General features: G+C 44.4%; 19 protein-coding genes. 3 read left to right on the top strand and 16 right to left on the bottom strand.

From position 1 onward, the window contains the following. Window positions 1-28: 28 nt before the first annotated feature. The 12 genes from VA249_RS08555 to VA249_RS08500 all read right to left on the bottom strand — a co-directional run bounded on the left by VA249_RS08555 (window position 29) and on the right by VA249_RS08500 (window position 14,150). Window positions 29-1,072, bottom strand: coding sequence for an FAD-binding oxidoreductase (locus tag VA249_RS08555; protein ID WP_221067690.1), 1,044 nt, complete (start codon window positions 1,070-1,072; stop codon window positions 29-31). Window positions 1,073-1,156: 84 nt separating this feature from the next. Beyond that, window positions 1,157-2,818: a hydroxylamine reductase gene (gene hcp, locus VA249_RS08550; protein WP_221067689.1), complete on the bottom strand. Its 1,662-nt coding sequence runs from the start codon at window positions 2,816-2,818 to the stop codon at window positions 1,157-1,159. Window positions 2,819-2,995: 177 nt separating this feature from the next. Next, window positions 2,996-4,522, bottom strand: coding sequence for a nitric oxide reductase transcriptional regulator NorR (norR, locus tag VA249_RS08545; RefSeq protein ID WP_221067688.1), 1,527 nt, complete (start codon window positions 4,520-4,522; stop codon window positions 2,996-2,998). A gap of 180 nt (window positions 4,523-4,702) precedes the next feature. Next, complete coding sequence (locus tag VA249_RS08540) at window positions 4,703-5,179, bottom strand: outer membrane lipoprotein (RefSeq protein WP_221067687.1); 477 nt, start codon at window positions 5,177-5,179, stop codon at window positions 4,703-4,705. Window positions 5,180-5,387: 208 nt separating this feature from the next. Beyond that, window positions 5,388-5,999, bottom strand: coding sequence for a CDP-alcohol phosphatidyltransferase family protein (locus tag VA249_RS08535; RefSeq protein WP_128810673.1), 612 nt, complete (start codon window positions 5,997-5,999; stop codon window positions 5,388-5,390). Beyond that, complete coding sequence (locus VA249_RS08530; protein WP_221067686.1) at window positions 5,992-6,639, bottom strand: ATP-binding cassette domain-containing protein; 648 nt, start codon at window positions 6,637-6,639, stop codon at window positions 5,992-5,994. The genes VA249_RS08535 and VA249_RS08530 overlap by 8 nt, the downstream gene beginning before the upstream one ends. Next, the gene (locus VA249_RS08525; protein ID WP_221067685.1) at window positions 6,605-8,314 is read right to left on the bottom strand and encodes an ABC transporter permease; all 1,710 of its coding nucleotides are present in this window, start codon (window positions 8,312-8,314) and stop codon (window positions 6,605-6,607) included. The genes VA249_RS08530 and VA249_RS08525 overlap by 35 nt, the downstream gene beginning before the upstream one ends. Window positions 8,315-8,323: 9 nt before the next feature. After that, complete coding sequence (locus tag VA249_RS08520) at window positions 8,324-9,484, bottom strand: ABC transporter substrate-binding protein (protein WP_221067684.1); 1,161 nt, start codon at window positions 9,482-9,484, stop codon at window positions 8,324-8,326. Between the two features lie 395 nt (window positions 9,485-9,879). Further along, window positions 9,880-10,557, bottom strand: coding sequence for a TVP38/TMEM64 family protein (locus tag VA249_RS08515; RefSeq protein ID WP_221067683.1), 678 nt, complete (start codon window positions 10,555-10,557; stop codon window positions 9,880-9,882). A gap of 25 nt (window positions 10,558-10,582) precedes the next feature. Further along, the gene (locus VA249_RS08510) at window positions 10,583-11,353 is read right to left on the bottom strand and encodes a heterodisulfide reductase-related iron-sulfur binding cluster (protein WP_128810678.1); all 771 of its coding nucleotides are present in this window, start codon (window positions 11,351-11,353) and stop codon (window positions 10,583-10,585) included. Continuing rightward, window positions 11,350-13,146: an FAD-dependent oxidoreductase gene (locus VA249_RS08505; protein ID WP_221067682.1), complete on the bottom strand. Its 1,797-nt coding sequence runs from the start codon at window positions 13,144-13,146 to the stop codon at window positions 11,350-11,352. Before VA249_RS08505 ends, VA249_RS08510 begins: the two co-directional genes overlap by 4 nt. 20 nt (window positions 13,147-13,166) lie before the next feature. Then, window positions 13,167-14,150 (bottom strand): sulfurtransferase, encoded by a 984-nt coding sequence (locus tag VA249_RS08500; RefSeq protein ID WP_221067681.1) that lies wholly within the window; start codon window positions 14,148-14,150, stop codon window positions 13,167-13,169. Window positions 14,151-14,459: 309 nt separating this feature from the next. Here VA249_RS08500 and VA249_RS08495 point away from each other — a divergent pair, with 309 nt between their 5' ends. Together VA249_RS08495 and VA249_RS08490 are read left to right on the top strand one after the other, a co-directional pair. Beyond that, the gene (locus VA249_RS08495) at window positions 14,460-16,265 is read left to right on the top strand and encodes a sensor histidine kinase (RefSeq protein WP_221067680.1); all 1,806 of its coding nucleotides are present in this window, start codon (window positions 14,460-14,462) and stop codon (window positions 16,263-16,265) included. Then, on the top strand, window positions 16,255-16,857 hold the full coding sequence (locus VA249_RS08490) for a response regulator transcription factor (RefSeq protein ID WP_221067679.1): 603 nt from the start codon (window positions 16,255-16,257) through the stop codon (window positions 16,855-16,857). Before VA249_RS08495 ends, VA249_RS08490 begins: the two co-directional genes overlap by 11 nt. A 43-nt stretch (window positions 16,858-16,900) precedes the next feature. Here VA249_RS08490 and VA249_RS08485 read toward each other — a convergent pair whose 3' ends face one another. After that, window positions 16,901-17,347, bottom strand: a complete 447-nt coding sequence (locus tag VA249_RS08485) for an META domain-containing protein (RefSeq protein ID WP_128810682.1) — start codon at window positions 17,345-17,347, stop codon at window positions 16,901-16,903. A gap of 217 nt (window positions 17,348-17,564) precedes the next feature. On the opposite strand from VA249_RS08485, the gene VA249_RS08480 reads away from it, so the two are divergent. Next, complete coding sequence (locus tag VA249_RS08480) at window positions 17,565-17,813, top strand: DUF1289 domain-containing protein (protein WP_221067678.1); 249 nt, start codon at window positions 17,565-17,567, stop codon at window positions 17,811-17,813. Between the two features lie 148 nt (window positions 17,814-17,961). Here VA249_RS08480 and VA249_RS08475 read toward each other — a convergent pair whose 3' ends face one another. The 3 genes from VA249_RS08475 to rplY form a co-directional block, all read right to left on the bottom strand. After that, a complete protein-coding gene (locus VA249_RS08475; RefSeq protein WP_221067677.1) occupies window positions 17,962-18,183 on the bottom strand; it encodes a hypothetical protein in 222 nt (73 codons plus the stop codon). A gap of 499 nt (window positions 18,184-18,682) precedes the next feature. After that, window positions 18,683-20,386, bottom strand: a complete 1,704-nt coding sequence (ushA, locus tag VA249_RS08470; RefSeq protein ID WP_221067676.1) for a bifunctional UDP-sugar hydrolase/5'-nucleotidase UshA — start codon at window positions 20,384-20,386, stop codon at window positions 18,683-18,685. 602 nt (window positions 20,387-20,988) lie between these two features. Beyond that, window positions 20,989-21,267, bottom strand: coding sequence for a 50S ribosomal protein L25 (gene rplY / locus VA249_RS08465; protein WP_128810685.1), 279 nt, complete (start codon window positions 21,265-21,267; stop codon window positions 20,989-20,991). Between the last annotated feature and the right edge of the window lie 115 nt (window positions 21,268-21,382).

Genomic DNA, 21,382 nt, shown 5'->3' with positions numbered 1-21,382 from the left:
TTAGTTAATTATCAACTTTTGCTCATTGTCAGCCAATCTGCACTTCAAGATCAGATTCAATCGTAGATGAACAAGCAAGCACATAACCTTGTTCGATTTCTTCAGGCGTCAGTGTCTCATGGCTGGTAGATGACACACTCCCTTTACTGACTTTACATTTGCATGAGCCACAGATACCACTACGACATGCAACGATAAGCGCTAAGCCGGCACTTTCCAGAGCATCTGCTAATGCTTCACCTTTATTGGCATCAATGGTTTTCGCGAAGTCTGGGACAAAAATCTGCGCGCTTTCGTTAGAAACATTAACCCCTTTAGTGTCCGTTGGCGTGAAGCTTTCTTGATAGAAGTTCGCCATTTCAAAGCCAAGTTCGTTTAAGTAATGGTGAACATCCAACATAAACTGACTCGGTCCACACAGATAAACCGTGCGATCGTGAAAGTCAGGTACTAACTCTTGCAACCACTCTGTGTTAAGACGCCCTTCTGGATATAATGTTTCACCACAATTTTTGAGCAGCAATTTCAAGTTAAAGTCTGGGTAGACTGAATGGTAAGTCTCAAGTAAATCGAAGTAGATTGTCTCTTGTGGAGAGCGTGCAATATGCAGAAATTCGATATCGACACCTTGCTCATTGCTCAGCCATTGTTTTGCCATCGCAAACACAGGGGTAATACCACAACCTGCGCTTATCAAGAGTGCTTTTTGCTTGCCACCGTGCATCTTTGGAGGGTGGTCGATACAGTTAAATTCTCCTGCTGGTGGCAGCACTTGAACCGTATCGCCAATCAGTAATTTGTCGATGATGTAGTTAGAAACTTTGCCGCCGTCGACGCGTTTTATCGTCAATTGAAGACAATCCTCGCCAGACAGTGAGCTCAATGAATAAGCGCGAAACTCCATTTTCCCATCGATTTCGATACCAAGGCTAATGAATTGGCCTGCTTTAAACTCAAATAGCATTGATTCTGATAAATCGGCCAATTTTACGCTTACTGTATCGGTGGTCTCATGATATTTGTCAATGCAGTGTAACGTGACAGGTTGAGTGCCTTGCCATTCAAAAAACATAATAATCTCTTTGGTGTTGGGTATTTCTACATCTTTTAAATACAGTCGCCCTCCAATTGTGGAGGGCGTTAAGCGGGCGTTTGATTATGCCGCTAGGATCGTTTTTAAATCATCTTGAACATTGCTAATGCTGCGCATGTCGAACTTTTCTTGGATGATGGCAATCAGGTTTGGCGTTAGGAAAGCTGGCGCAGTAGGACCGGTATAGATGCCTTTTACACCTAAAGCAAACAGCGTTAGCAGAATCACAATTGCTTTTTGCTCGAACCAAGAAAGAACTAATGTCAGTGGTAGTTCGTTGATGTCACAGTCAAACTCTTTCGCAAGAGCGAGTGCTAACTGGATTGCTGAGTACGCATCGTTACATTGGCCCACATCTAATAGACGAGGAATGCCGTTGATATCGCCAAATGTATTTTTATTGAAGCGGAACTTACCACACGCTAGCGTTAGGATTAAGGTGTCGTCTGGTGCTTCTGCCGTGAAGTCTGTGTAGTAGCTGCGTTCTGACTTGTCACCATCACAACCACCCACGAGGAAGAAGTGTTTAATGTTGCCTCGTTTTACTTGGTCAATAACAGCAGGAGCGGCATTCATTAGTGCATTGCGACCGAAGCCAACGGTGATATTGTGTTCAATCTCATCGTATTGGAACCCCTCTTGTGCAAGAGCGCATTCGATCACCGTACCAAAGTCATCTCCCTCAAGGTGAGCGACACCCGGCCAACCAACGATGCTACGAGTGAACAAACGGTCCGCGTATTGGCCTACATTTGGATTTAACAGGCAGTTTGAGGTCATCACGATGGCTCCAGGGAAGTTCGCGAATTCTTTTTGTTGGTTCTGCCAAGCACTGCCGTAGTTGCCGACTAGGTGAGGGTACTTCTTAAGCTCTGGGTAACCATGTGCTGGTAGCATTTCGCCGTTAGTATAAACGTTGATGCCTTTACCTTCGGCTTGCTGCAGAATTTTCTCAAGATCATGCAGGTCATGACCAGAAACAAGGATACATTTACCTTTTACTGGTTTAACGTTGACGGTTGTCGGCTCTGGATGGCCAAATGTCACGGTTTCACCAAGATCAAGCATCTCCATCACTTTATAGTTCATTAGACCAATACGCATTGAGCAATCAAGCAGTGCACCAAGATCTTCAGGATCGGTACCTAGCCATGCCATGATCTCGTGGTATTCCGCGTATATATCGTTGTTCGTTTGCTCTAGCACACGCGCGTGTTCCATGTAAGCCGCAGCGCCTTTTAGGCCATAGAGACATAACAGGCGTAGACCAATGACATCTTCGTGTACTTGATCTTTGCCACGGTTAACCGCGACTTGAGGGGCGAATGTTAACATCTCTTCAATAGAGGTTGGCAGCTCAAAATTGGCGAGTGCAGGGATATTGCCAAGAGACTTGTTTGAAAGCATCGCTGCTGCAGTGACTTCGGTTTTTAGCAATGATTTGTAAGCTTCTGCACGAGATGTGAGTTCTAGAATGCGCTCAGGATCAAAGTTCACGTTTGTTAACGTAGAAAAGAATGCTCTTGGTGCCCACTGGTTGATTTCATCATTGATGATATTGAATTCAAGTGCGCGTGATGCCCAAAATGAAACCCCTTGCAGAGTGTAGACCAACACATCTTGTAGGTCGGATACTTCTGCCGTTTTACCGCACATGCCTTGTGCGAAAGAACAGCCTTTAACTGCAGGGGTTTGAATTGTCTGTTCACATTGAATACAGAACATATGGGTTCTCCAGTGATTGTAGTAATAGTCATTTTATTAATCACAGAAGAGCAGGATGCGTGCCACTCATTATCTTATTGAAAATTAAAGGTTTTGTTATATTTTGGAAAGCATGCTGATGTAATAAATACAACGCATATGATGTATTTATTACATCAATCAATAGTTGAGAGTCTACTATTTAACCCCGAGCTTTTTGCCCATTCGATATAAATTTCCACGATCCATTTGTAAAAACTCAGCGGCTTTTGCCCAAATACCACCAGATTGGCTTAAAGCATGTTCAATTAAATCACGCTGATAGCGCTCTACCAACTCACGCATTGATTGACTTTTTTTGGGTAGATAGTGTGATGTGTTTTTTACATCGTCAAAAGCGAGCGAAGCATCAAAATGGTTCAACATGATCGTGCTTGCTCCTTGCTGAATAGCATGCAGCGCAGCTCGTGTTAGAGTGTGTTCAAGTTCTCGGATATTTCCTAGCCAAGGTAAGGACTCTAACTGCAGTAATACCTTAGGATGAACATGTAGATTTGGTGCATTAAATTGTTGGCGCACTTTCTCGAGTAAATAGCCCGCTAAAACAGGAATATCGCCCTCACGAGATCGAAGCGAAGGGACGCGAATAGGGAATACATTCAAACGATGGAACAAGTCTGCACGAAATGAACCCGACTCAACTTCGTTTTCTAGCTGACGGTTGGTCGCTGCGATGATACGTACATTGACCATTAAATGCTTGTCACTGCCTACGCGTTGCAGCTCACCTTGCTGGATCACCCGCAATAGTTTTGCTTGCAAAATCAACGGTAATTCACCCACTTCATCAAGGAAAATTGTCCCGCCATCCGCAAGTTCAAATTTACCGGCACGGTGACTGTTCGCCCCAGTAAACGCGCCTTTTACATGGCCAAACAGTTCACTTTCAGCAAGCCCCTCAGGTAGAGCGGCGCAGTTTACATAAATCATGGGTTTATCACAGCGGTGGGATTGAGCATGAACAGAATGCGCCACCAATTCTTTCCCAGTGCCGGTTTCACCCGTAATCAGTACCGCATAGTCCGATTGCGCTACCGTTGCGATGTTATTTCGTAATTGGTTGATTTGCGGACTGAGGCCAATCATTTCGCCGTGCTGTGAACGAGCTTGTTGAATGAGCGTTTGAGTGACATTTTTTTGCTTTTGATTTTGTGCTTTGAGGGCTTTGAGCTGTGCGATGTTTCTCAATGTCGCGGCAGTAAGGGCGGCAAAGGTTTCAATGGCAACAGGGTCGATATTATTAAACGCACCAACAGCGAGTGCATCCATTGTTAATGCACCAACAAGCTGACCATCCACATACAAACTGAACCCCATGCAATCATGAACATCAATACACTGTTCTTCCGTCATGAGCGCGCCGTCAAAAGGATCGGGAAGCGCACAGTCAGAATCGAAGCGGACGGGCTCTCGGGTTTGAACGATGGCTTCCAATCTAGGATGGGCTTTAGGGAAATATCGGCGGCCTAGTACAGATTTAGATAAACCTTGTACAGCAACAGGTGTTAGGAATCCGTCTTCATCAAAAATAAATAAGCAACTTGCATCACAAGGAAATACGTTGGCCACGCCATCGATAATCGCTTGATATTGTTGTTCATGGGAGAGATTAGAGCTCAAGTTTAAAGCGATATTTAGCAATACTTGATCGATCATTGGAGGCATAGCATCGTACTGTTAGTGAAAGCGGTATTCATACTAACAGGATGATGTAATTTTTACATCGACAATTTTATAAAGTGTTGTGTTACGGACGACCAGCAATCTCAAAGGCAAAAAATCATGCCAATTTTCAGATTGCTGGTCTCATGGAATACAACGTATTAAACACCATTCATTTTAGGCTTAACGAGGAACCACCCTTGCTGTATCGCCAATGACGTTGACTTGCACGGCTTGTCCCGGTTGGAAAATCATGTTCGGGTCCGCTTCTTGTACAATGGAGATAATTTTACCGTCCTCTAAGCGAATGGTCAGGTTTACACCGTTACGTTTACCCGCTTTTTCTGCGACCTCGCTACCTGCGTAACCACCAAGTAAGCCACCGCCAATGGCAGCGATGTCTGAGCCTGAACCGCCACCGACTTTTGACCCCAAAATACCCCCAATAGCTGCGCCTGCAATTGTACCAATAGCGTTGGTTTGTGTTGATGCGTCAATGGTGACAGGAGCGACTTTATCAATCGTGCCGTAGTAAACCTGTTGAACGGTGCGGGTTTCTTGTGAGCCATAGGCGTCACCGTATGGGTTCGGTGATGTGCACCCGGCAAGTGTTGCAAGGGAAAGAAATAGGATGAAATGCAGATTGACGTGCTGTGTCATGTCGCCTCCAAGCGCGTTTACTTATTTGAACAGTGTGTTTTCTGAACAGTATAGAAGCGCTTCGGATATTCTGCTGTGATATTAGAAGTGGAACCATAAACATCACAGCCGAAATTTCATTGAGTTAGCGACAATTAGGAGGGCTCAAACGAGATCCCCCTGTTTATTGTTTGTTTAAAGCACCAGTAAATGAGAGACCGATGGTTTTTTATTGTGCATTTAAAGTATGGAAGCCAGAATAAATACGGGTAAACGTTGTAAACCAGCATGCTGCGCCAAAAATATACGCGATGGTATCGAAATATTGCGGGAGCAAGCAGAACAAGATGAAACAGCCTATGGTCTCTGTTCCCTCCGTTAAACCACTCATGTAGTAGAGCGATTTGTTCTTATACACTGGGTTATCAATACCACGTTTTCCGGCCATAATGGCAAAAGCAAGAAAGCTGCTGCCTGTGCCGACAAAAGAGAAAATCAAAAAAGCACCAGCAATGGCATTTTGATCTGGATTTGCCAGGATAAAACCAAAAGGAATCAAAGAGTAAAACAGGAAATCCAAACTGATATCAAGGAAGCCACCAGCATCAGTAATGCCTTGAATCCGAGCAAGGGCTCCATCTAAACCATCACAAATCCGGTTGAGCAGAATGAAAACCATTGCTTGTAAATATTGCTCGCCGACGAGAGCCGGAAACGCCAAACAACCGAGTACAAACCCAAATATTGTCGTTTGATTGGCGGTCACACCACACTTATCGAGTAGCTTTGCACTTTGCGTTAATGGCCAACGGATAACTTTAATGCTGAAACTATCAAGCATGGCATGCCTCCCAAGGCCATGTAAGACAGCGACTGCCCTCTGGAATGTCTTCCTCATCGTGCGTTACCATCAACGCGGGGATGTTCGCTTGTTGAAGTTGCTCGACAACCCAGTTTCGAAATTGCATGCGCAAGTCTTTATCTAACTTACTGTAGGGCTCATCCAACAATGCGACTTTCGGCTTGGCTAATAACATTCGAGTTAATGCAATGCGGGCACGCTGACCACCAGAGATTTGGTCTGGAAATGAATCGGCCAGTTTCGTCAGCGAGATGTGCTTTAATGCGAGCATCGCTTGCGCTTTACGTTCCGCGCCTTTCACAGCATTTGGTAATGCAAAGGCGAGGTTTTCCCATACCGTTAAGTGCGGGAAGAGCAAATCATCTTGAAACAGAATCCCAACCTGACGTTTGTGAGCAGGTAAGGAATCGAGTTTTTGATGGTTTAGTGTAATAGAGCCTGAATAGTCGAACTCGGAAGATAAGTGTCCGGCTATCGCGTCTAATAATGTGGATTTTCCACAGCCACTTGGCCCCATCAGGGTAACAATTTCACCTTTCTCTACCGTCATTGTGAATGAAGAGAAGAGCGTGTCGCCATTGGTTTTACGGATGGCGAGGTTTTCGAGACAAAGACTCATTCGGTAGTAAACCTTTAATAGACAACCGGCGATACTTAACGTGTAAACGGCTAAGTAGAATCGCAAAAGAAAAGAACAGTAACGGCAACAGAGCTTGCCAAATTGCATAAATTGCGGTGACTCGGCGGTCAAAGCCACTGGAAAGGGCAACCGCTTCGGTGGTGATGGTGCTAATACGACCGGCCCCCAATACGAGCGTAGGTAAGTACTGCGCTAAGCTGACACTCACGCCAACCGCCCAAGCAAAAGCGATGGCAGGCAGCAGAATCGGCAACTTCACTTTGAACCAAGCTTGCAATGGGGATTTACCTAAACTTAAAGCAACGCGCGTTAACCCATTATCAAAACTGCGCCAAGGACCATCTAACGACAGATAGACAAATGGGAACGCAAAGAATATATGCGCCCAGCATACCCAGAAAAAATGGGCGTTGCTGTTAAGGTAAAGTGTTGCGACTTGCATGCCAAACAGCACGGATAGTTGTGGGATCAGCATGGGCACGGCAATGATATAGCCCGGGATCTGCCAGCGATAACGTAATCGGTATTCGTGTGCAATCAGCGCAAGGATCAGAGCAATAGATGCGCAGATAATGGCAATTACCATACTTTGCTCCAGCGTGGCAAGAATACTCTGCCATTCGTATTCCCAAAAACGCAAGCTATAGCGGCTTGGGAGCAAATCAGGGAAACGCCATCGTTGAGCAAAACTCCAAATAGCCATCAATGGCATCATCAAAATGGCGAGTAGGGCAATGACTGAAAACAGCGTTTTTCCTGGTAGAGCAAAACCGCTACGGCCCGAATACTGCCAACGTTTAAAGCCTTTTGTGATACTCCATTCAATTGCACGAGCAAGACCAATCAAAATGCTGGCGATTGCAAAGAGCACTACGGCACCAGCGGCGGCTCTAGGCAGTAATGAAAGATCTGGATCGTTGAACCATTGCCAAACGAGCACCGCAAACGTTGGAGGATTTGTTGGGCCGATAATCAGTGCGACATCAACAACGGATAAGCTGTAAGCGATGACAGCGAGCATAGGAAAGCGTAGCTTTGCAAACCATTGTGGGAACACGCACTTCCACCAGGCTTGTGCAGAGGTGTAGCCCATGGAGTGGCTGACTTTCTCTATTTTTTCAACTTTCAAATGCTGAAGAATAGGGATGCTCATCAGAAGTAGAAAAGGCACTTCTTTGAAAGCAAGCATAACGATAAGGCCAAGCGCATGAGGATCTTTAATAAGCAACGCTAAGTCGTTAACGGTTTGCGCGTTTGGATCATATCCAAACAATTGATTGAGTGCACGTATCCCCATGCCTGTCGGAGCAAATAGGAACGCAAAACCAATCGCGAAAGCCACGTGGGGCATCGCAAGAAGTGGAGAAAGGCTGACTTCAATTTTACGCCAGAATTTGCTGCCCCAAGAAGCTTGTAGAATCGCAAACGTGATCAAGCAAGCCAGATAGCTACTAAAAATAGCAGAATAAAAAGTCAGGCTAATTGACGTCCAAACGCCCTCCCAATCAAAGACAGCATTGAAGCCATCTAGAGAGAAGTGGTTCAAACCGATAGGCGGTACGTAACCGAGCGCAGAAACGACTACCCCGAGTAAACCAGGGATAGTCGGTAAAATACATACTGCGATAATAACTAGATACAGCGCTCTTAACATGTGCTCGTATTAATTCCCGTAGCGTTTCAACCATTCTTTTTCTAGCGCTGCCTGCCAACTTGGGTGAGGCTCTGCGATAGATTTAAATTGTTGTGTATTTTTAGCCGTACCAGTTAAGTACTGGCTGTTTAGCACCGAAGGATCACCCCAGATATTGATGTCACCTTTGCGAGATTGCGCTTCAGGGCTTAATAAAAAGTTTATCGCAACTTGTGCGCCAGCACTTGCATTCGCATTCCATGGAATCGCTAAAAAGTGGATATTCGATAGCGCACCAGCATCCATTGCGTATGCTTTAGTGCTTTCAGCAAGGTTACCGCTTGATTGTGCAGAAAACACCGCATTTGGGTTGAATGTCACAGCAAGATCAATTTGTCCATCATCCAGCAATTGCACACTTTCGGCCGTGCCTGCAGGGAATTGTTTACCACCACGCCACGCCACGCTATGGAACTCATCTAAATAGCGCCAAAGTGGTTGCGTCACGTGAGCAAATACCTCTTTAGTCACTGGTTGTTGAAGCTCAGGTGCGTTGTTTGTCACTTCAACCAGTAATGCTTTAATAAAGCTAGTTCCGTGAAACTCCGGTGGACGCGGGTAGGTTAAGCGGTTTGGAAACGCTTTGGCGTAACTGAGCATTTCTGAGAAAGAACGTGGAGGATTATTCAGTGTTTCTTCGTCGTGGATAAACACCAGTTGACCGACACCCCAAGGCGCTTCTAGACCATCTGTTGGTTCTGAAAAGTCCACATCAACTGGTAAGCTTTTATCGACGTACTGCCAGCTTGGTAAATCGTTTACGAAAGGGCCAAACAATAGTTGATTGTCTTTCATTGATTTGAAGTTTTCACCATTGATCCAAACCATGTCGACACTGCCGGCACTGTTTTTTCCTGCGGCTTTTTCTGCAATGAGACGTGTAGTGGTTTCAGAAATATCGGTAACTTTTACATGATTAAGCGTCACATTATAGCGAGATTTTAGCTCTTTTCCTGCCCATTGAATGTAGCGGTTGATTTCTTGGCTTCCACCCCAAGCGTGGAAGTAAACCGTCTGCCCGTCCGCTTGTTGCTCGATTTTTTGCCAGCGTTCTACAACTGGTGAGGTTGCAAAAGAAGAGGCAGCAAAAGTAGCGGCAAAGATGCCAAAAGTGCTAAGTAACTTTTTCATGCGTAATCCGTATTTTTATCTTTGTAATCATTTTGGGGTTTTGTTTCGCTATGCAACGTGAACCGTTTTTTTTCGGCACTTAACATAGTGTATTAATAGTCTAAATGCCCCTTTCCCTCAATGTGGATAGTAATCTATCTGGATCTATTATCAATGTGAATTTGACAATAGATTTAGAGAATTGCTTGCCCTGTGAAGCGCTCCCAATCAATGCTTTATTTTAGCCTTAAACTTAATCAAAATTGGTTTGAAGTTTAATCAGAACCTCTCCCAATGTTCAGTATGGAATCTCGTATCTTGCGTCTAATATGTGGTAGTCAGTTGTGCCTATAAAAGAAAAAGAGTGCGTCTCCCGATAAGCCGCACTCTTAACGATTCAATATGGATAGACCGGATTACTTAGCCAATTCTTCCATGTTGATGCCTTTTTTCTTCGCGATGTATTTTGGAATCAGAGACATACCAAACAGGATAAGACCTGCCGCCGCGAACTTAACAAGCAGCATTGCAGACACACCATTGGTGGCAATGTCACCCGCCATGTAAGCAAAGATGAATGCGCCTGGAGCCATCGTTAGCAGAGAAACCAACGCGTAAGTGCCAAGGTTTAGGCTTGTTAGACCGTAAGCGTAGTTCTGCAGACTGAATGGAAATACAGGAACAAGACGCGTTAGGATCAAGAAGCTGGTGCCGTTTGCTGCAACGCCGTCATCGATCTTTTTGAAGATTGGATTATCACCAAACTTTTTCATGATCGTATTGCGTAGTAGGAAACGAGCAACGATGAACGCAACCACTGCACCAAGTGTTGCAGAGAATAACGCTAGGATGCCACCTTTGATCGGGCCGAATACAATACCTGCCACGATCGTGAATGCGCTGCCTGGCAATAGGAACACACATGCAAACACGAATGCTGCAACAAATACTGCGTAGCCCCAAACACCAAAGCTTGCGATCCAATCTTGTAGGCTCTTAATATCGGTAATGATTTCAAGGATGCCAGTTTGTTTAGCAACGAATATTGCAAGAGCGATGACTGCTGCAATAAGAGCGATTTTTACAAATTTCATTTTTTAATTCTTCACGACAAAAAGGTTACACAGACATACACTTGATTAGACCCGCTTTTGATTTGTAGCGGTTGAACCAAGCTTTCACAGGGCTTGCTAGTACGTTTACTGGCGGCTCATCACCTTGCATGATCACTGGACCAAACATCAGATCCAGAATGTGCCAAGATTTTGTGCCAACGCCCATCATCGATGCACGGCATGCTGAGCAGTAAACCACTACGTAGTCTGTTTCAAATTCTTCAACACGACGTTTGATTACGCGTGTTGCTACATCTGGGTTTGCTGGTACAACCATGCCACCAAAACCACAACAGCGTGTGTTTTCGCGTGTGTGTTCTGGCTCAGAAGTCTTGTAGCCAAGCTCGTTTAAGATCCAACGGATACCGTCTTGCAGCTCTTTCTCGTAGCGAGTTGAGCAAGAGTCATGAATGGTGAATACCACATCACTATTTTTTGCTTTGCCACGTAGTTCTTCTGGTAGACCAATTTCAGGAAGTAATTTCCATAGTGAAACGGGTTTCTGAGAACCGCCAGATTTTTTGATCATGCCGTAGCAGCTTTGACATGCAACGATCACTTCTTGTGCATCTAGCTTGTCGAAGTCTGCCTGAAGCTGACCGTAACGCTCTTTGAACTTCTCAGTCTGACCGATAGCTGCCGTTGGCTTACCACAGCACTTTTGTACCGCGCCCATCTCTGGGAATACTTCTTTTAGGTAGCTTGCGATTGCTGCTACGCCTTCTGGTGAGTAGGATGGCAAGCTGCATCCTGGCATAAATACTTTATTACTCATTTTGTTGATACCGCTCGTTTTGCCATAGTGAAGAGTTTTGAGAAGCCCAGTTTTTGGTGCATGTTGATCGCTTTGTGACCCGGCATTGGTGATTCACCATTGTTTGCCTTAACAAAATCAGCACGAGAGCCTAGGAACATTTCTTTCATTGGGAAGTCTTTTGGACACACAATGGTGCACTGGTCACAGGCATTACATGAGTACGCCATCAGTGGATCCATTGACTTGTTATCAATGAAGTCTGAGAAAATGGTCTTCGGACAGTCACCGAAATCATTCATCATGATGCACTCTGTCATACATAGCTTGCAGCTGCATTGCAGACAGCGAGATGCTTCTTGCTTGATTTGATCTTCTGTGAAGCCTAAATCCACTTGTGCAAAATCTTGCTTACGCTCTTCAGCGTCACGTAATTCACCGTGTAGGCGAGGGGTATCTACTGTACCTTTTGGAAGTGGTACATCTAGACGAGATGGGTAGCTGTATTCTTGCTCGAAATCGCGACCTTCAGCCAGAGAGCGAGACGCTAGGAAACGCTCTACACTCATTGCTGCTTTACGGCCTAGTGCCATCGCTTCAATTACGATGTTACCGCCACAAGCATCACCTGCTACGAATACGTCTTCAAGGCTAGAAGCCAGAGTTTGTTTGTCGACAACATAACGACCACCACGAGTTTGCTCTAGTGCGCCATCGGTAATATCAGCGACGATTTGACCTGTTGCGAATACCACTGTATCCACTGCAATAGTCTTAGTCTCGTCGCTGTATTGAGGTGCAAAGTTGCCTTGCTCGTCAAAGATTGACAACACTTTCTTAATCGTGATGCCAGTCACTTTGCCGTTTTCGTGTTCGATAGCAACTGGACCCCAGCCTGCGTTAAACACGACATTTTCTTCTAGCGATTCTTCGATTTCGATTTGGCTAGCAGGTAGGTTTTCCATGCTCTCTAAAGAACATTGGTACACTTCGCTTGCGCCAATGCGCCAAGAAGAACGTGCGCAGTCCATCGCTACGTCACCACCACCGATAACCATCACACGTTTACCTGCGCGAGGGAATTGGCGAGTTTCAGAGATCTCTTTTAAGTATTCAACCGCAGAGAATACGCCATCGTTATCGTGGCCTGGCAGTGGAATGATTGAACCTACGTGCGCACCATGAGCAAGAATCACGGCATCGTGGTCGTTGCGCAGCGCTTCAAAACTGATGTCTTTACCGATCTCAACGCCAAAACGGGTCTTAATGCCTAGCATGTCTAAGTAGCTGTATTCGAAATCGATCACATCGCGAGGTAGACGATATTCAGGAATACCAACGCGCATCATACCGCCGTATACGTCTAACTTTTCGTAGATCGTTACTTCGTGGCCTTGGCGACGAAGCTCAATTGCTGCTTGAGCACCAGCAGGGCCAGCACCAATGATAGCGATGTGCTTGTTGGTTAGTGGAGCGATGTTAAGATCCCAATGGTTTTGGTTATCTAACTTCTCGGCAACAAAACGTTTGATACCGGCAACGCTGATCGGCTGACCGAACTCTGTGTTACGACGACAAGCCGCTTCACATGGGTGTGCACAAATGCGGCCCAGTGTTTGAGGTAGGAATAGTTTGGTACGGATAAGATCTAACGCACCTTGGAAGTCACCTTCACCCGCCATGCGAACGTATTGTTTTACATCAGTGTGCATTGGACATGCGGTTTGACATGCTGGATCGGCATCACCCATACAACCATCGACGATCATCTGGGCGGTGTCGTATAACTTTTGGCTAAAAATTACATTGTTCATTGACTGCTATTTCCGTTTTGTTAGCTCTTGCCGTTGATAACGTTCACTTCAGGGTTTTTCTGCTCGTAGTGAGCATGGCTGTACTCGATCCATGAGCCGTCGTAGTTGTAGACGCCTTCTGCGCCTAATACTTCAGTAAGAATCATAGTGGTGTGGGCAGAGCGAACACCAGATTGGCAGTAAGCAATGACTTTCTTGCCTTTAATGATGTCACCATAAAGCGCTTGCAGTTCTTCTGCTGACTTTAGTGTGGTGTCTTCGTTTAACGCTTTGGTCCAGTTGATGTGAACACTGCCCGGAATTGTACCAGGGCCGAATGCGCCAGAAACTGCAACTTCACCGTTGAACTCGTCGTTACCGCGAGTATCTAGGATTACCCAATCTGGGTTGTTTTGCGCTGCGATAACCATGTCTAGTGTTGCTAGTGCATTGTTTTCTTGTTTCGCATTTGGCGCATCGTATTGGGTCGCAGCAACACTTGGATTTGCGGAACCTGTTGGGTAACCGGCACCCATCCAAGCGTTTAGACCACCGTCAAGGTAACGAACATCTTGGTGGCCAAGGTTATGAATTTGCCAGTAAAGACGAGCAGCATCGTGATGAGAACCTGCTGCATAAACCACGATTGTGCTGTCTGCAGTAGCCCCGAAGCTACCAAGGATGGTTTCCATTTCTTCAATGCTGTTGCTCATGCCTTCAAAGTCGTAAACGCCTTCCGTTGCAGAGTAATCGTTGCGCCACATAGTGTAAGAACCAGAAATAGGACTATCTGGTTTGATAGGGTTTAGCGCACCGATAACGACAACGTCTTGGTCACTGTCCATCAGTGATTTAAGTTGTTGTGCAGAAATGAAGTGTTCTGGGTGAGCGTATTGTGTGAATTTGTGCTCTTGTGCAGCAGCATCCACAACAACAGCCTCTGCAGAGAACATCGTATTGTAAGTTGAGTAACCAACGGCTGCGACAGCCGCGAGCACACCCAACGCAATAGTCGACTTTTTCATGAGTTGCTTCCATATTTTAATTTAAAGTTTTGCTGACGAGTCACTTAGCTCGGCAGTTAGAATCTGGTTGAAGCTAGGAAGAAGACACATAAACTTAGTAATTTTTCATAAGTGTTCATGGTGCATTAACACTCTTAAACGAGTGAATTTTCATCTAGCCCTTAATTGGTAAGTATTTTGAGTAAATTGACACTTAGGGGGTATTGTGGTTTTCCACAATAATGAAGCCAACTTGATCTAAAGCAACAAACTTATTGGGGGGAGTGATGGTAAAATGTGCTACAAACAATTTTTAATATTATTTCGTAAGTGATTAATAACCATTCTCAAAAAATAAAACTGTTTATTTTTATTATTTCAGCAGTGTTCTCTTATGTGTCATTTGCGAACGAGCCTACAAACCAAAGAAAAGACTATGAAGTCGGCGTGTTGGCGTTGAGAGGGCATGCACACGCAAGGCAAGCCTGGAAGCCGACATTGGATTGGTTGGAAGCAAAGAATCCAGGCTATCAATTTAACTTACATACTTATGATTTTGACCAATTAGAAGATGCGTTTTTGCACGGCTGGTTAGACTTTATTCTTACGAGTCCAGGCCAAGCGACCAAACTCGCTCGTGAGTATCCGATTAACTGGTTAGCAACCCAGAAAACGGCGTACAGTGGTGAATCAAACAAATCGATAGCTTCTGTTGTAGTGGTGCGTCGAGAGTCTCCTTTCAAAACCTTAAAAGATATTCATGAGGCGAGGGTCGCAGCGGTTTCGGAAAAGGCTTTTGGCGGCTTTCTTGCTTTGCGTTATGAGCTCGACAAGTTGGGGTACTTTAATTCCTCATTTTTTGAAAAAATTAAATTTACTGGCCCGCCAACCGATCAGTTGATTTTAGATGTGGTAGAGAGTGACCTGGACGTTGCGATTGTTCCTGCTTGTACATTAGAAAACATGGCAAAAGAGGGGCACATTCAATTGCATAATTTGCGGGTACTTAACGAGCAGCGACCATCGAATTCAGTTTGTGCGGTGAGTACGCCTTTGTACCCAAACTGGACAATGGCAATGACAGAACGAGTACCACCAGAAGTTGGGCAGATGGTAGCTCAAACTTTATTTGCGATGCCGAAAGATCATCCAGCAGCGGTTGCTGCGAACAATGTAGGGTGGATGCTGCCAGCCGCGAGTGTTACTTTCGACAAAGTGTACAAGCATCTTGATATGCACCCACTTCAAGAGTCGTTGAGTCAGAAAGCGAAAGATTGGTTATACAAAAATCAGGCAATAGCGATGGCTTCGCTCGTTACCATTCTATTACTCACTGGCTATCACTTTTGGTTGCAATGGCGCTTTAAGCGAAGTCGTGAAGCGCTGAAAAAGACAATGAACAACTTACGTCGCAAAAGTACGATGTTAGAACACGCTCAACGAATAACGATTGTCGGGGAGCTTGGCAGTAGCATTGCTCATGAAATCAACCAACCTCTGGCCGCGATAAAAAACTACAGCCAAGGCGCTAAAGTGCGTATGGAGAGAGGGGCAACAACGGAAGAAATGTTGCCGATTTTAGAGAAAATCCAGCAGCAGGTGACATCCGCAAGTGACATTATTCAGCGTTTGCGAAGTCTAATTCATCGGAATCCGATTGAGAAAAAATGGGTCGACTTACCAAGTTTAATCGCAGAGTCAATAAAGTTGGTTGATTATGAGTTTCAACGTCATCGTATTCAACTAGGCGTACTTTATTCTGGTGAAGCCCAGCCTCTATTTGCAGATTCAACTGGCGTGCAGCAAGTCATTCTCAACGTGCTGAATAATGCAAAAGACGCCTGTTTGAGCCATGTTCCGGAGCGCAAAAACTTGTTCGTGGACTTACATGTAAGTTTTAGTGACGAGTTGGTAATTATAGATATCGTTGACAATGGCATTGGCTTTAAAGAGTCAGATGTGCCGCTTGACCAAGCATTTTATACGACAAAAGAAAATGGCCTTGGGCTGGGCTTAGCAATTTGCCGTGATGTTATTGATGCCCACAATGGCAGTCTTCGGTTTAGAACCGTTGAGCCTACAGGTTGCCAAGTGACCATTATTTTACCTTATCAGGAGACTTGTCATGAGTCGTAACCTTTGTCCATTATATATTGTTGATGATGAGCAACCCGTATTAGAGTCCATGGCGTTTATGCTAGAGGGGTATGGGTATAACGTGCAAACGTACTCGAGTGGTACGGAATTTTTAAACGGTGCAGATTTGTCACAGTCCGGTTGTGTTTTGCTTGATAGTCGTATGCCTGAATTACGTGGTCAAGACGTACATAAGTGCATGAAAGAACAGTTTAGCCCTATCAGCGTGATCTACTTAACAGGGCACGGTGATATTCCTATGGCGGTAGAAGCCCTGAAAGACGGAGCGGTAGACTTTTTTCAAAAACCGGTAGATGGTAATGCTATCGTAGCTGCTATCGATATCGCTATGCAGAAATCGTTAAACCGCTTTGATAAGTTAAGAGCGAAACTAGTACTACAGAGTTTGACCAAGCGCGAGCAAGAAGTGCTTAACTTGGTTGTTAAAGGCATGAAAAATCAGGAAATGGCGAATCAATTGTGTGTTTCATTACGAACGATTGAAGTACATCGCTCAAACGTCATGAAGAAATTGAGTGCTGATAATGTTGCCGCCTTGATACGTAAAGTCGGGCATCTAATTGATGTATAAACAAAAAAGCAGCCATTTGAGGCTGCTTTTTTTATGTCAGGGTTTAGTTTACCCAGTCACGAAGTTTGAACGTTAGCTCATGATCGGCGTTTTTAAGAACAAGACCTTGGTTAGTTAGCGTCATGTCGCTCCAGTTGGTCAGTGTGTCAGCCATCACGCGTTCGATTTGCATTTGATCATCCATACACATCTTCATGGTCATGCCCATTTTAGCGATGCGTAGTTGGTTGTCTTTCAACTCAGCTTGACCAAAGAAGTTGTTACAGCCAGCGTTACCATTAGCAGTTAGGTTTTCACCTACTTCTAGGCGAGGTGCAGTTTGCCCTTCTTCTAGAGTAATGTTTTTGCCATCGATTTGGATCAGCTCCCAGTTGTGGTGCTGTAAGTCTTGAGCTGTAATTTCTTTCACATTGTCACCATTGCTAGCGCATGCTGTCATAAGAACTGGTAGTGAGATTGCTGCAACTAACGTTTTTAGGCTAAGCTTCATTTTGTAGACTCCGTTTTTAGAAAACGTGGTAAGTATAGGTAATAAAACACTGTTTTTGTCAGCATACGGTTATGGTTTCGTATGTTTTTGACACGACGTATTTTATAACAGAGATCGTGTTATCGGTATTGATATCTGAAAAAACGTTGAAATTTCTAACTCTTAGTCAATGATGAATGGACGACCTATATAAAGTTAATTGCAGAATGGTTTAAGCATGGAGCAACTGGAGTTTTTTAATGTCCCAAGCCCTTGTGTTGGCGTATGCACCTCAGACGAAAAGGGCTATTGCAAGGGATGCATGCGTAAAAGAGAAGAGCGGTTTAATTGGCTGAGTTTTACTCCTGCGCAGCAGTTGCATGTGATTAAATTATGTCGTCAAAGATATCGACGAAAAGTGCTCGCAGGAAAAGTGAAATCGCAAGCACCAGAAGAAACAACGTCTCCTCAACAAGACTTGTTTTGACCGCCTTACATTTCGATATAGCCCGTTGAGTCGCTCCGCTCTATAGTGTCCCGGCTCCATTTGGGATGATTAAGGAGCCGGGAAATACGCGTCGCTATGTGCCTACATATGCACCTAAATTCGCGGACGATTTTATTTCTTCGGCCATTTATTTCATCGACCAAAGATCGCTAACCCAACCTCCCGCTTGTTCGTCGAAGTGGCAGCCTGAAAATCGGTGGTTTTGTTCTACCTCAAGCGTGCTTGTTGGCCGTTCATCCATCAGTTGGTGAATGTATTTGGCCATAGGGTCGGAGGAGGCTTCACGCTCTCTACGTGTTACCACTTCTTTAATCATTTGTAGGCGGTAGCTATTGCTGGCTCGTTTCATTTTTGGCCTCCGGAACTCGATGGCAGCAGTTTGAACACACTGGCGCTCAGATCGCTGCTCATTGACGCACACGTTGAGGTATCGCGTCTTTGTTTGAAGTCTAAAAGACAAATTGTGTGAGAGCAGTGCTTACGACGCCAATTCTACCTTTCTTAGTCATATTCTCGTCCCAGTAAAAAATACTAAAAAGCCGAAAATGAATGTGTCTTTGTGAAAGGCTTTATCAAACATAGAACTCAAGCACATCACCGTCAACAGTACAAATGAACATTTTTTGAACTCTTTATTGCTGTGGTTTGTTTTCAGAGAGTTAGCGAATAGAGGGATATCATTAGCTTGTTTAGCCAATGATTTGCGTACTTAGGCGGCGTTTTAAATTGCAAAGTGAGTGGGGGTTATTTGGTTTAAAGACGTGACCATAAAATAATCGCGATAAAAAACGGAGCCGTTAAAGCTCCGTTGATTCTCAATAGTTTATTGAAACGAGAACGATATGTTCTTAAGGTGCTACGTTAATTTTGCAGCCACCAAGATTACCATCATCAGTATTGGTGTAAACGACTTCACCTTGTGGCTCGTAGTTTGCCACGTTGATGACACTGAGCGCTTCCATGTAGTCTTTTAATACAGCAGCATCAACGTTACCGGTATCGACTGCATCGAGTTTAGGATAGCCATCACCACCGCCAGCATTGTAGCTCGGTACCGTAAATTTGTAGATCGCATTGGTATCGAAAGCTTTACCGTTGATCTGGTGAATATCAACCGTCATCGCCTTACAATCGACCGTCATGTTTAATCCTGCAAACTGAGCGTAAGCACCGGAATCGATTTGCTTATTTGCGACAACATTTAAATACTGAACAACTTCACTGCCTTTCATTTCCTTGAATGTTACTGTGTTGCCAAAAGGTTGTACGGTAAGCACATCACGATAAGCAATCTCACCAGCTTTAATTGATGCACGCACACCACCAGAGTTCATAACAGCAAAGTCTGCAGATTGGTTTTCCATGTGCGCTGTTGCAATCAAACGTCCTAAATTGGTTTGCTTGAATCGAACATTGTCACGTTCACCATCAAGGAAGCCATCTGAGTTCGCAATCACAACGCCCAGTTCCTCTTGACCTTTATCTTGGAAGTACTGAAGACGTGTTTGCAACGCTTCATTTGGTTTAATTTCTTCGCCAATAAACTCAAGTTCGCCCGCGGCATTTTCACGTTTTAGGTTAACTGGAACTAACTCGTAGCCTGCAAGGTGTAGCTTTCCGTTGTAGTATTCAAAATCAGCTTTGCCTACAAATTTTCCCCACTCATAAGCTTGCATGATGTAAGTGCCGTTTTGTTGATCTGGCTTACAATCATCACCAGGTTCAAATTCTGCGTAACCAGAGCCATCTGGTTCCATACATACTGGGTTTTGAGAGTGTCCACCAAAGATAGCTGCAATTTCACCCTCTTCAACTGCCTTAGCCATTGCTACGTCACCCGGTGCGTTTGAACCATGTTGACCGTTCTCGTAGTGCCCCATATGGGTCGTAGCGAAGATAAAGTCCACAGGGTCATCTTTGTAAGTCTCTTTGATCTCTGCGATGACTTTTGGCATTTCTTCGGTTGGCTTGGTAAACGTGAGATCGGCAGTGTATTCTGGGTTTGCGATTCGAGCGGTATCTTCAGTTGTCATACCTACGACAGCGATACGCAGATCGCCCAGTTCAAAAATTTTGTAAGGCTGAAAGTAGCGATCGCCTTGTTTGTCATAGATGTTTGCCGCTAGCATTGGGAAGTTTGCCCAGACTCTTTGTTTTTCTAAGACACTGAGAGGATTATCAAACTCATGGTTACCTACAGCCATTGCATCGTAACCAATATCACTCATACCCAAGAAGTCAGGTTCCGCATCTTGTAGGTCAGACTCTGGCACGCCTGTATTAATGTCACCACCAGATAGCAATAATGAAGAACCTCCATTGGCAGCGACTTCCTGACGCATATTGTCGATGAGCGTTTTGCGCGCGGCCATACCGTATTCACCATCACTGTTATGCCAGAAACGGCCGTGGTTATCGTTGGTGTGAAGTATGGTGAATTTTGTACAAGAGTCTGCAGTTTCGCAAGTTACTTGAGTCGAGTCATTATCTGAACCACATCCTGCAAGTGCAGCACCGACGGAAAGTACCAAAAGGGATTTGTAAAACTTCATAGGGGTTCCTTTCTTTGTGATTATTATGTTGTTTTGCCGTGAAATATACGGAGTTTTCGTGAAAGTTTAGTGATCAAACTCTTATTTAGACATTGGTTTAAGAAAGTAAAAAACCGTGTTGCGGGCAGTATCGATAAATAAACAGATATGGTACTTAAGAAATAAAGTATGGGTTTTGAATTAAAAGTTGTGATCTAACTACTTGAATATTTGGAATGTATTTCTGCTTTTAAGAAATTTGCAGTTGTAGTGTTCAGATGTCGAAGATTATTTGGCCAATTTAATTGATATTCTTTTCTGATGAAATAAATCGTTAAACTTTTTGAGTGTATATATTGTTGAGTCTAGGAAAGTGTATTTAGTGAAATGTATTTCGAATAGGGCAGGTAAATAAGCAGGGTAGGTCAGTAGCAGAGCGCAGGTGTTATCATTGTCGATATTGATTAACACGTTATAAGTAGTAAAACTCAATAAATAGTAAAACCCCGGAGGTGGTAAGTCTCCGGGGTTTTGAATTTTTTTAGATATCTCGATTGGTAAGGTCGATTATCTTAATCATGCAAAAGGTTTGGATTTTATCCGTTTAATTCCTTGGTAGGGAATTAGATACGGATGAAGTCCATGTGCTCAACTTTTGGCTTGTAAGCGTGACGTTGAACGTCTTGTGGCTTAACTTTAACTTCAGCACCATCGATAACTAGAACGATCGCTTCGTAAAACTCAGGCTTGTCCATTTGGTTAACGATTTCATCGTGGTTAAGAACGATAGCTACTGCTGCTTCTTCACCGCCGTATACAACTGCAGGGAATTTGCCAGCGTGACGTAGGCGGCGGCTCGCACCTTTACCTAGTTCAGTACGTACTACTGCTTCGAATTTCATAGTATTTACTCTCAAATTAGTAAAAATTAAATTTCACAAACCACAATGCGACCTTGGGTTCGTGGTAGAGCTTGATACAGTAACTGTTCAAGCGAGCGCGGATACTATCATCCAG

The organism is Vibrio alfacsensis (assembly GCF_019670485.1).
Lineage (GTDB): Bacteria > Pseudomonadota > Gammaproteobacteria > Enterobacterales > Vibrionaceae > Vibrio > Vibrio alfacsensis.
The sequence above is the reverse complement of the archived record's forward strand: the minus strand, read 5'-3'. Positions and strand labels throughout refer to the sequence as shown.

Bases quoted from the DNA above. Each gene is read 5' to 3' on its own strand.
- VA249_RS08535 (WP_128810673.1), bottom strand. From the start codon at position 5,999: ATGCTTGATAGTTTCAGCATTAAAGTTATCCGTTGGCCATTAACGCAA.
- VA249_RS08520 (WP_221067684.1), bottom strand. From the start codon at position 9,484: ATGAAAAAGTTACTTAGCACTTTTGGCATCTTTGCCGCTACTTTTGCT.
- VA249_RS08540 (WP_221067687.1), bottom strand. From the start codon at position 5,179: ATGACACAGCACGTCAATCTGCATTTCATCCTATTTCTTTCCCTTGCA.
- VA249_RS08475 (WP_221067677.1), bottom strand. From the start codon at position 18,183: ATGAAACGAGCCAGCAATAGCTACCGCCTACAAATGATTAAAGAAGTG.
- ushA (WP_221067676.1), bottom strand. From the start codon at position 20,386: ATGAAGTTTTACAAATCCCTTTTGGTACTTTCCGTCGGTGCTGCACTT.
- VA249_RS08505 (WP_221067682.1), bottom strand. From the start codon at position 13,146: ATGAACAATGTAATTTTTAGCCAAAAGTTATACGACACCGCCCAGATG.
- VA249_RS08490 (WP_221067679.1), top strand. From the start codon at position 16,255: ATGAGTCGTAACCTTTGTCCATTATATATTGTTGATGATGAGCAACCC.
- VA249_RS08555 (WP_221067690.1), bottom strand. From the start codon at position 1,072: ATGTTTTTTGAATGGCAAGGCACTCAACCTGTCACGTTACACTGCATT.
- hcp (WP_221067689.1), bottom strand. From the start codon at position 2,818: ATGTTCTGTATTCAATGTGAACAGACAATTCAAACCCCTGCAGTTAAA.
- VA249_RS08510 (WP_128810678.1), bottom strand. From the start codon at position 11,353: ATGAGTAATAAAGTATTTATGCCAGGATGCAGCTTGCCATCCTACTCA.
- VA249_RS08515 (WP_221067683.1), bottom strand. From the start codon at position 10,557: ATGAAATTTGTAAAAATCGCTCTTATTGCAGCAGTCATCGCTCTTGCA.
- VA249_RS08530 (WP_221067686.1), bottom strand. From the start codon at position 6,639: ATGAGTCTTTGTCTCGAAAACCTCGCCATCCGTAAAACCAATGGCGAC.
- norR (WP_221067688.1), bottom strand. From the start codon at position 4,522: ATGCCTCCAATGATCGATCAAGTATTGCTAAATATCGCTTTAAACTTG.
- VA249_RS08480 (WP_221067678.1), top strand. From the start codon at position 17,565: ATGGAGCAACTGGAGTTTTTTAATGTCCCAAGCCCTTGTGTTGGCGTA.
- rplY (WP_128810685.1), bottom strand. From the start codon at position 21,267: ATGAAATTCGAAGCAGTAGTACGTACTGAACTAGGTAAAGGTGCGAGC.
- VA249_RS08525 (WP_221067685.1), bottom strand. From the start codon at position 8,314: ATGTTAAGAGCGCTGTATCTAGTTATTATCGCAGTATGTATTTTACCG.
- VA249_RS08485 (WP_128810682.1), bottom strand. From the start codon at position 17,347: ATGAAGCTTAGCCTAAAAACGTTAGTTGCAGCAATCTCACTACCAGTT.
- VA249_RS08500 (WP_221067681.1), bottom strand. From the start codon at position 14,150: ATGAAAAAGTCGACTATTGCGTTGGGTGTGCTCGCGGCTGTCGCAGCC.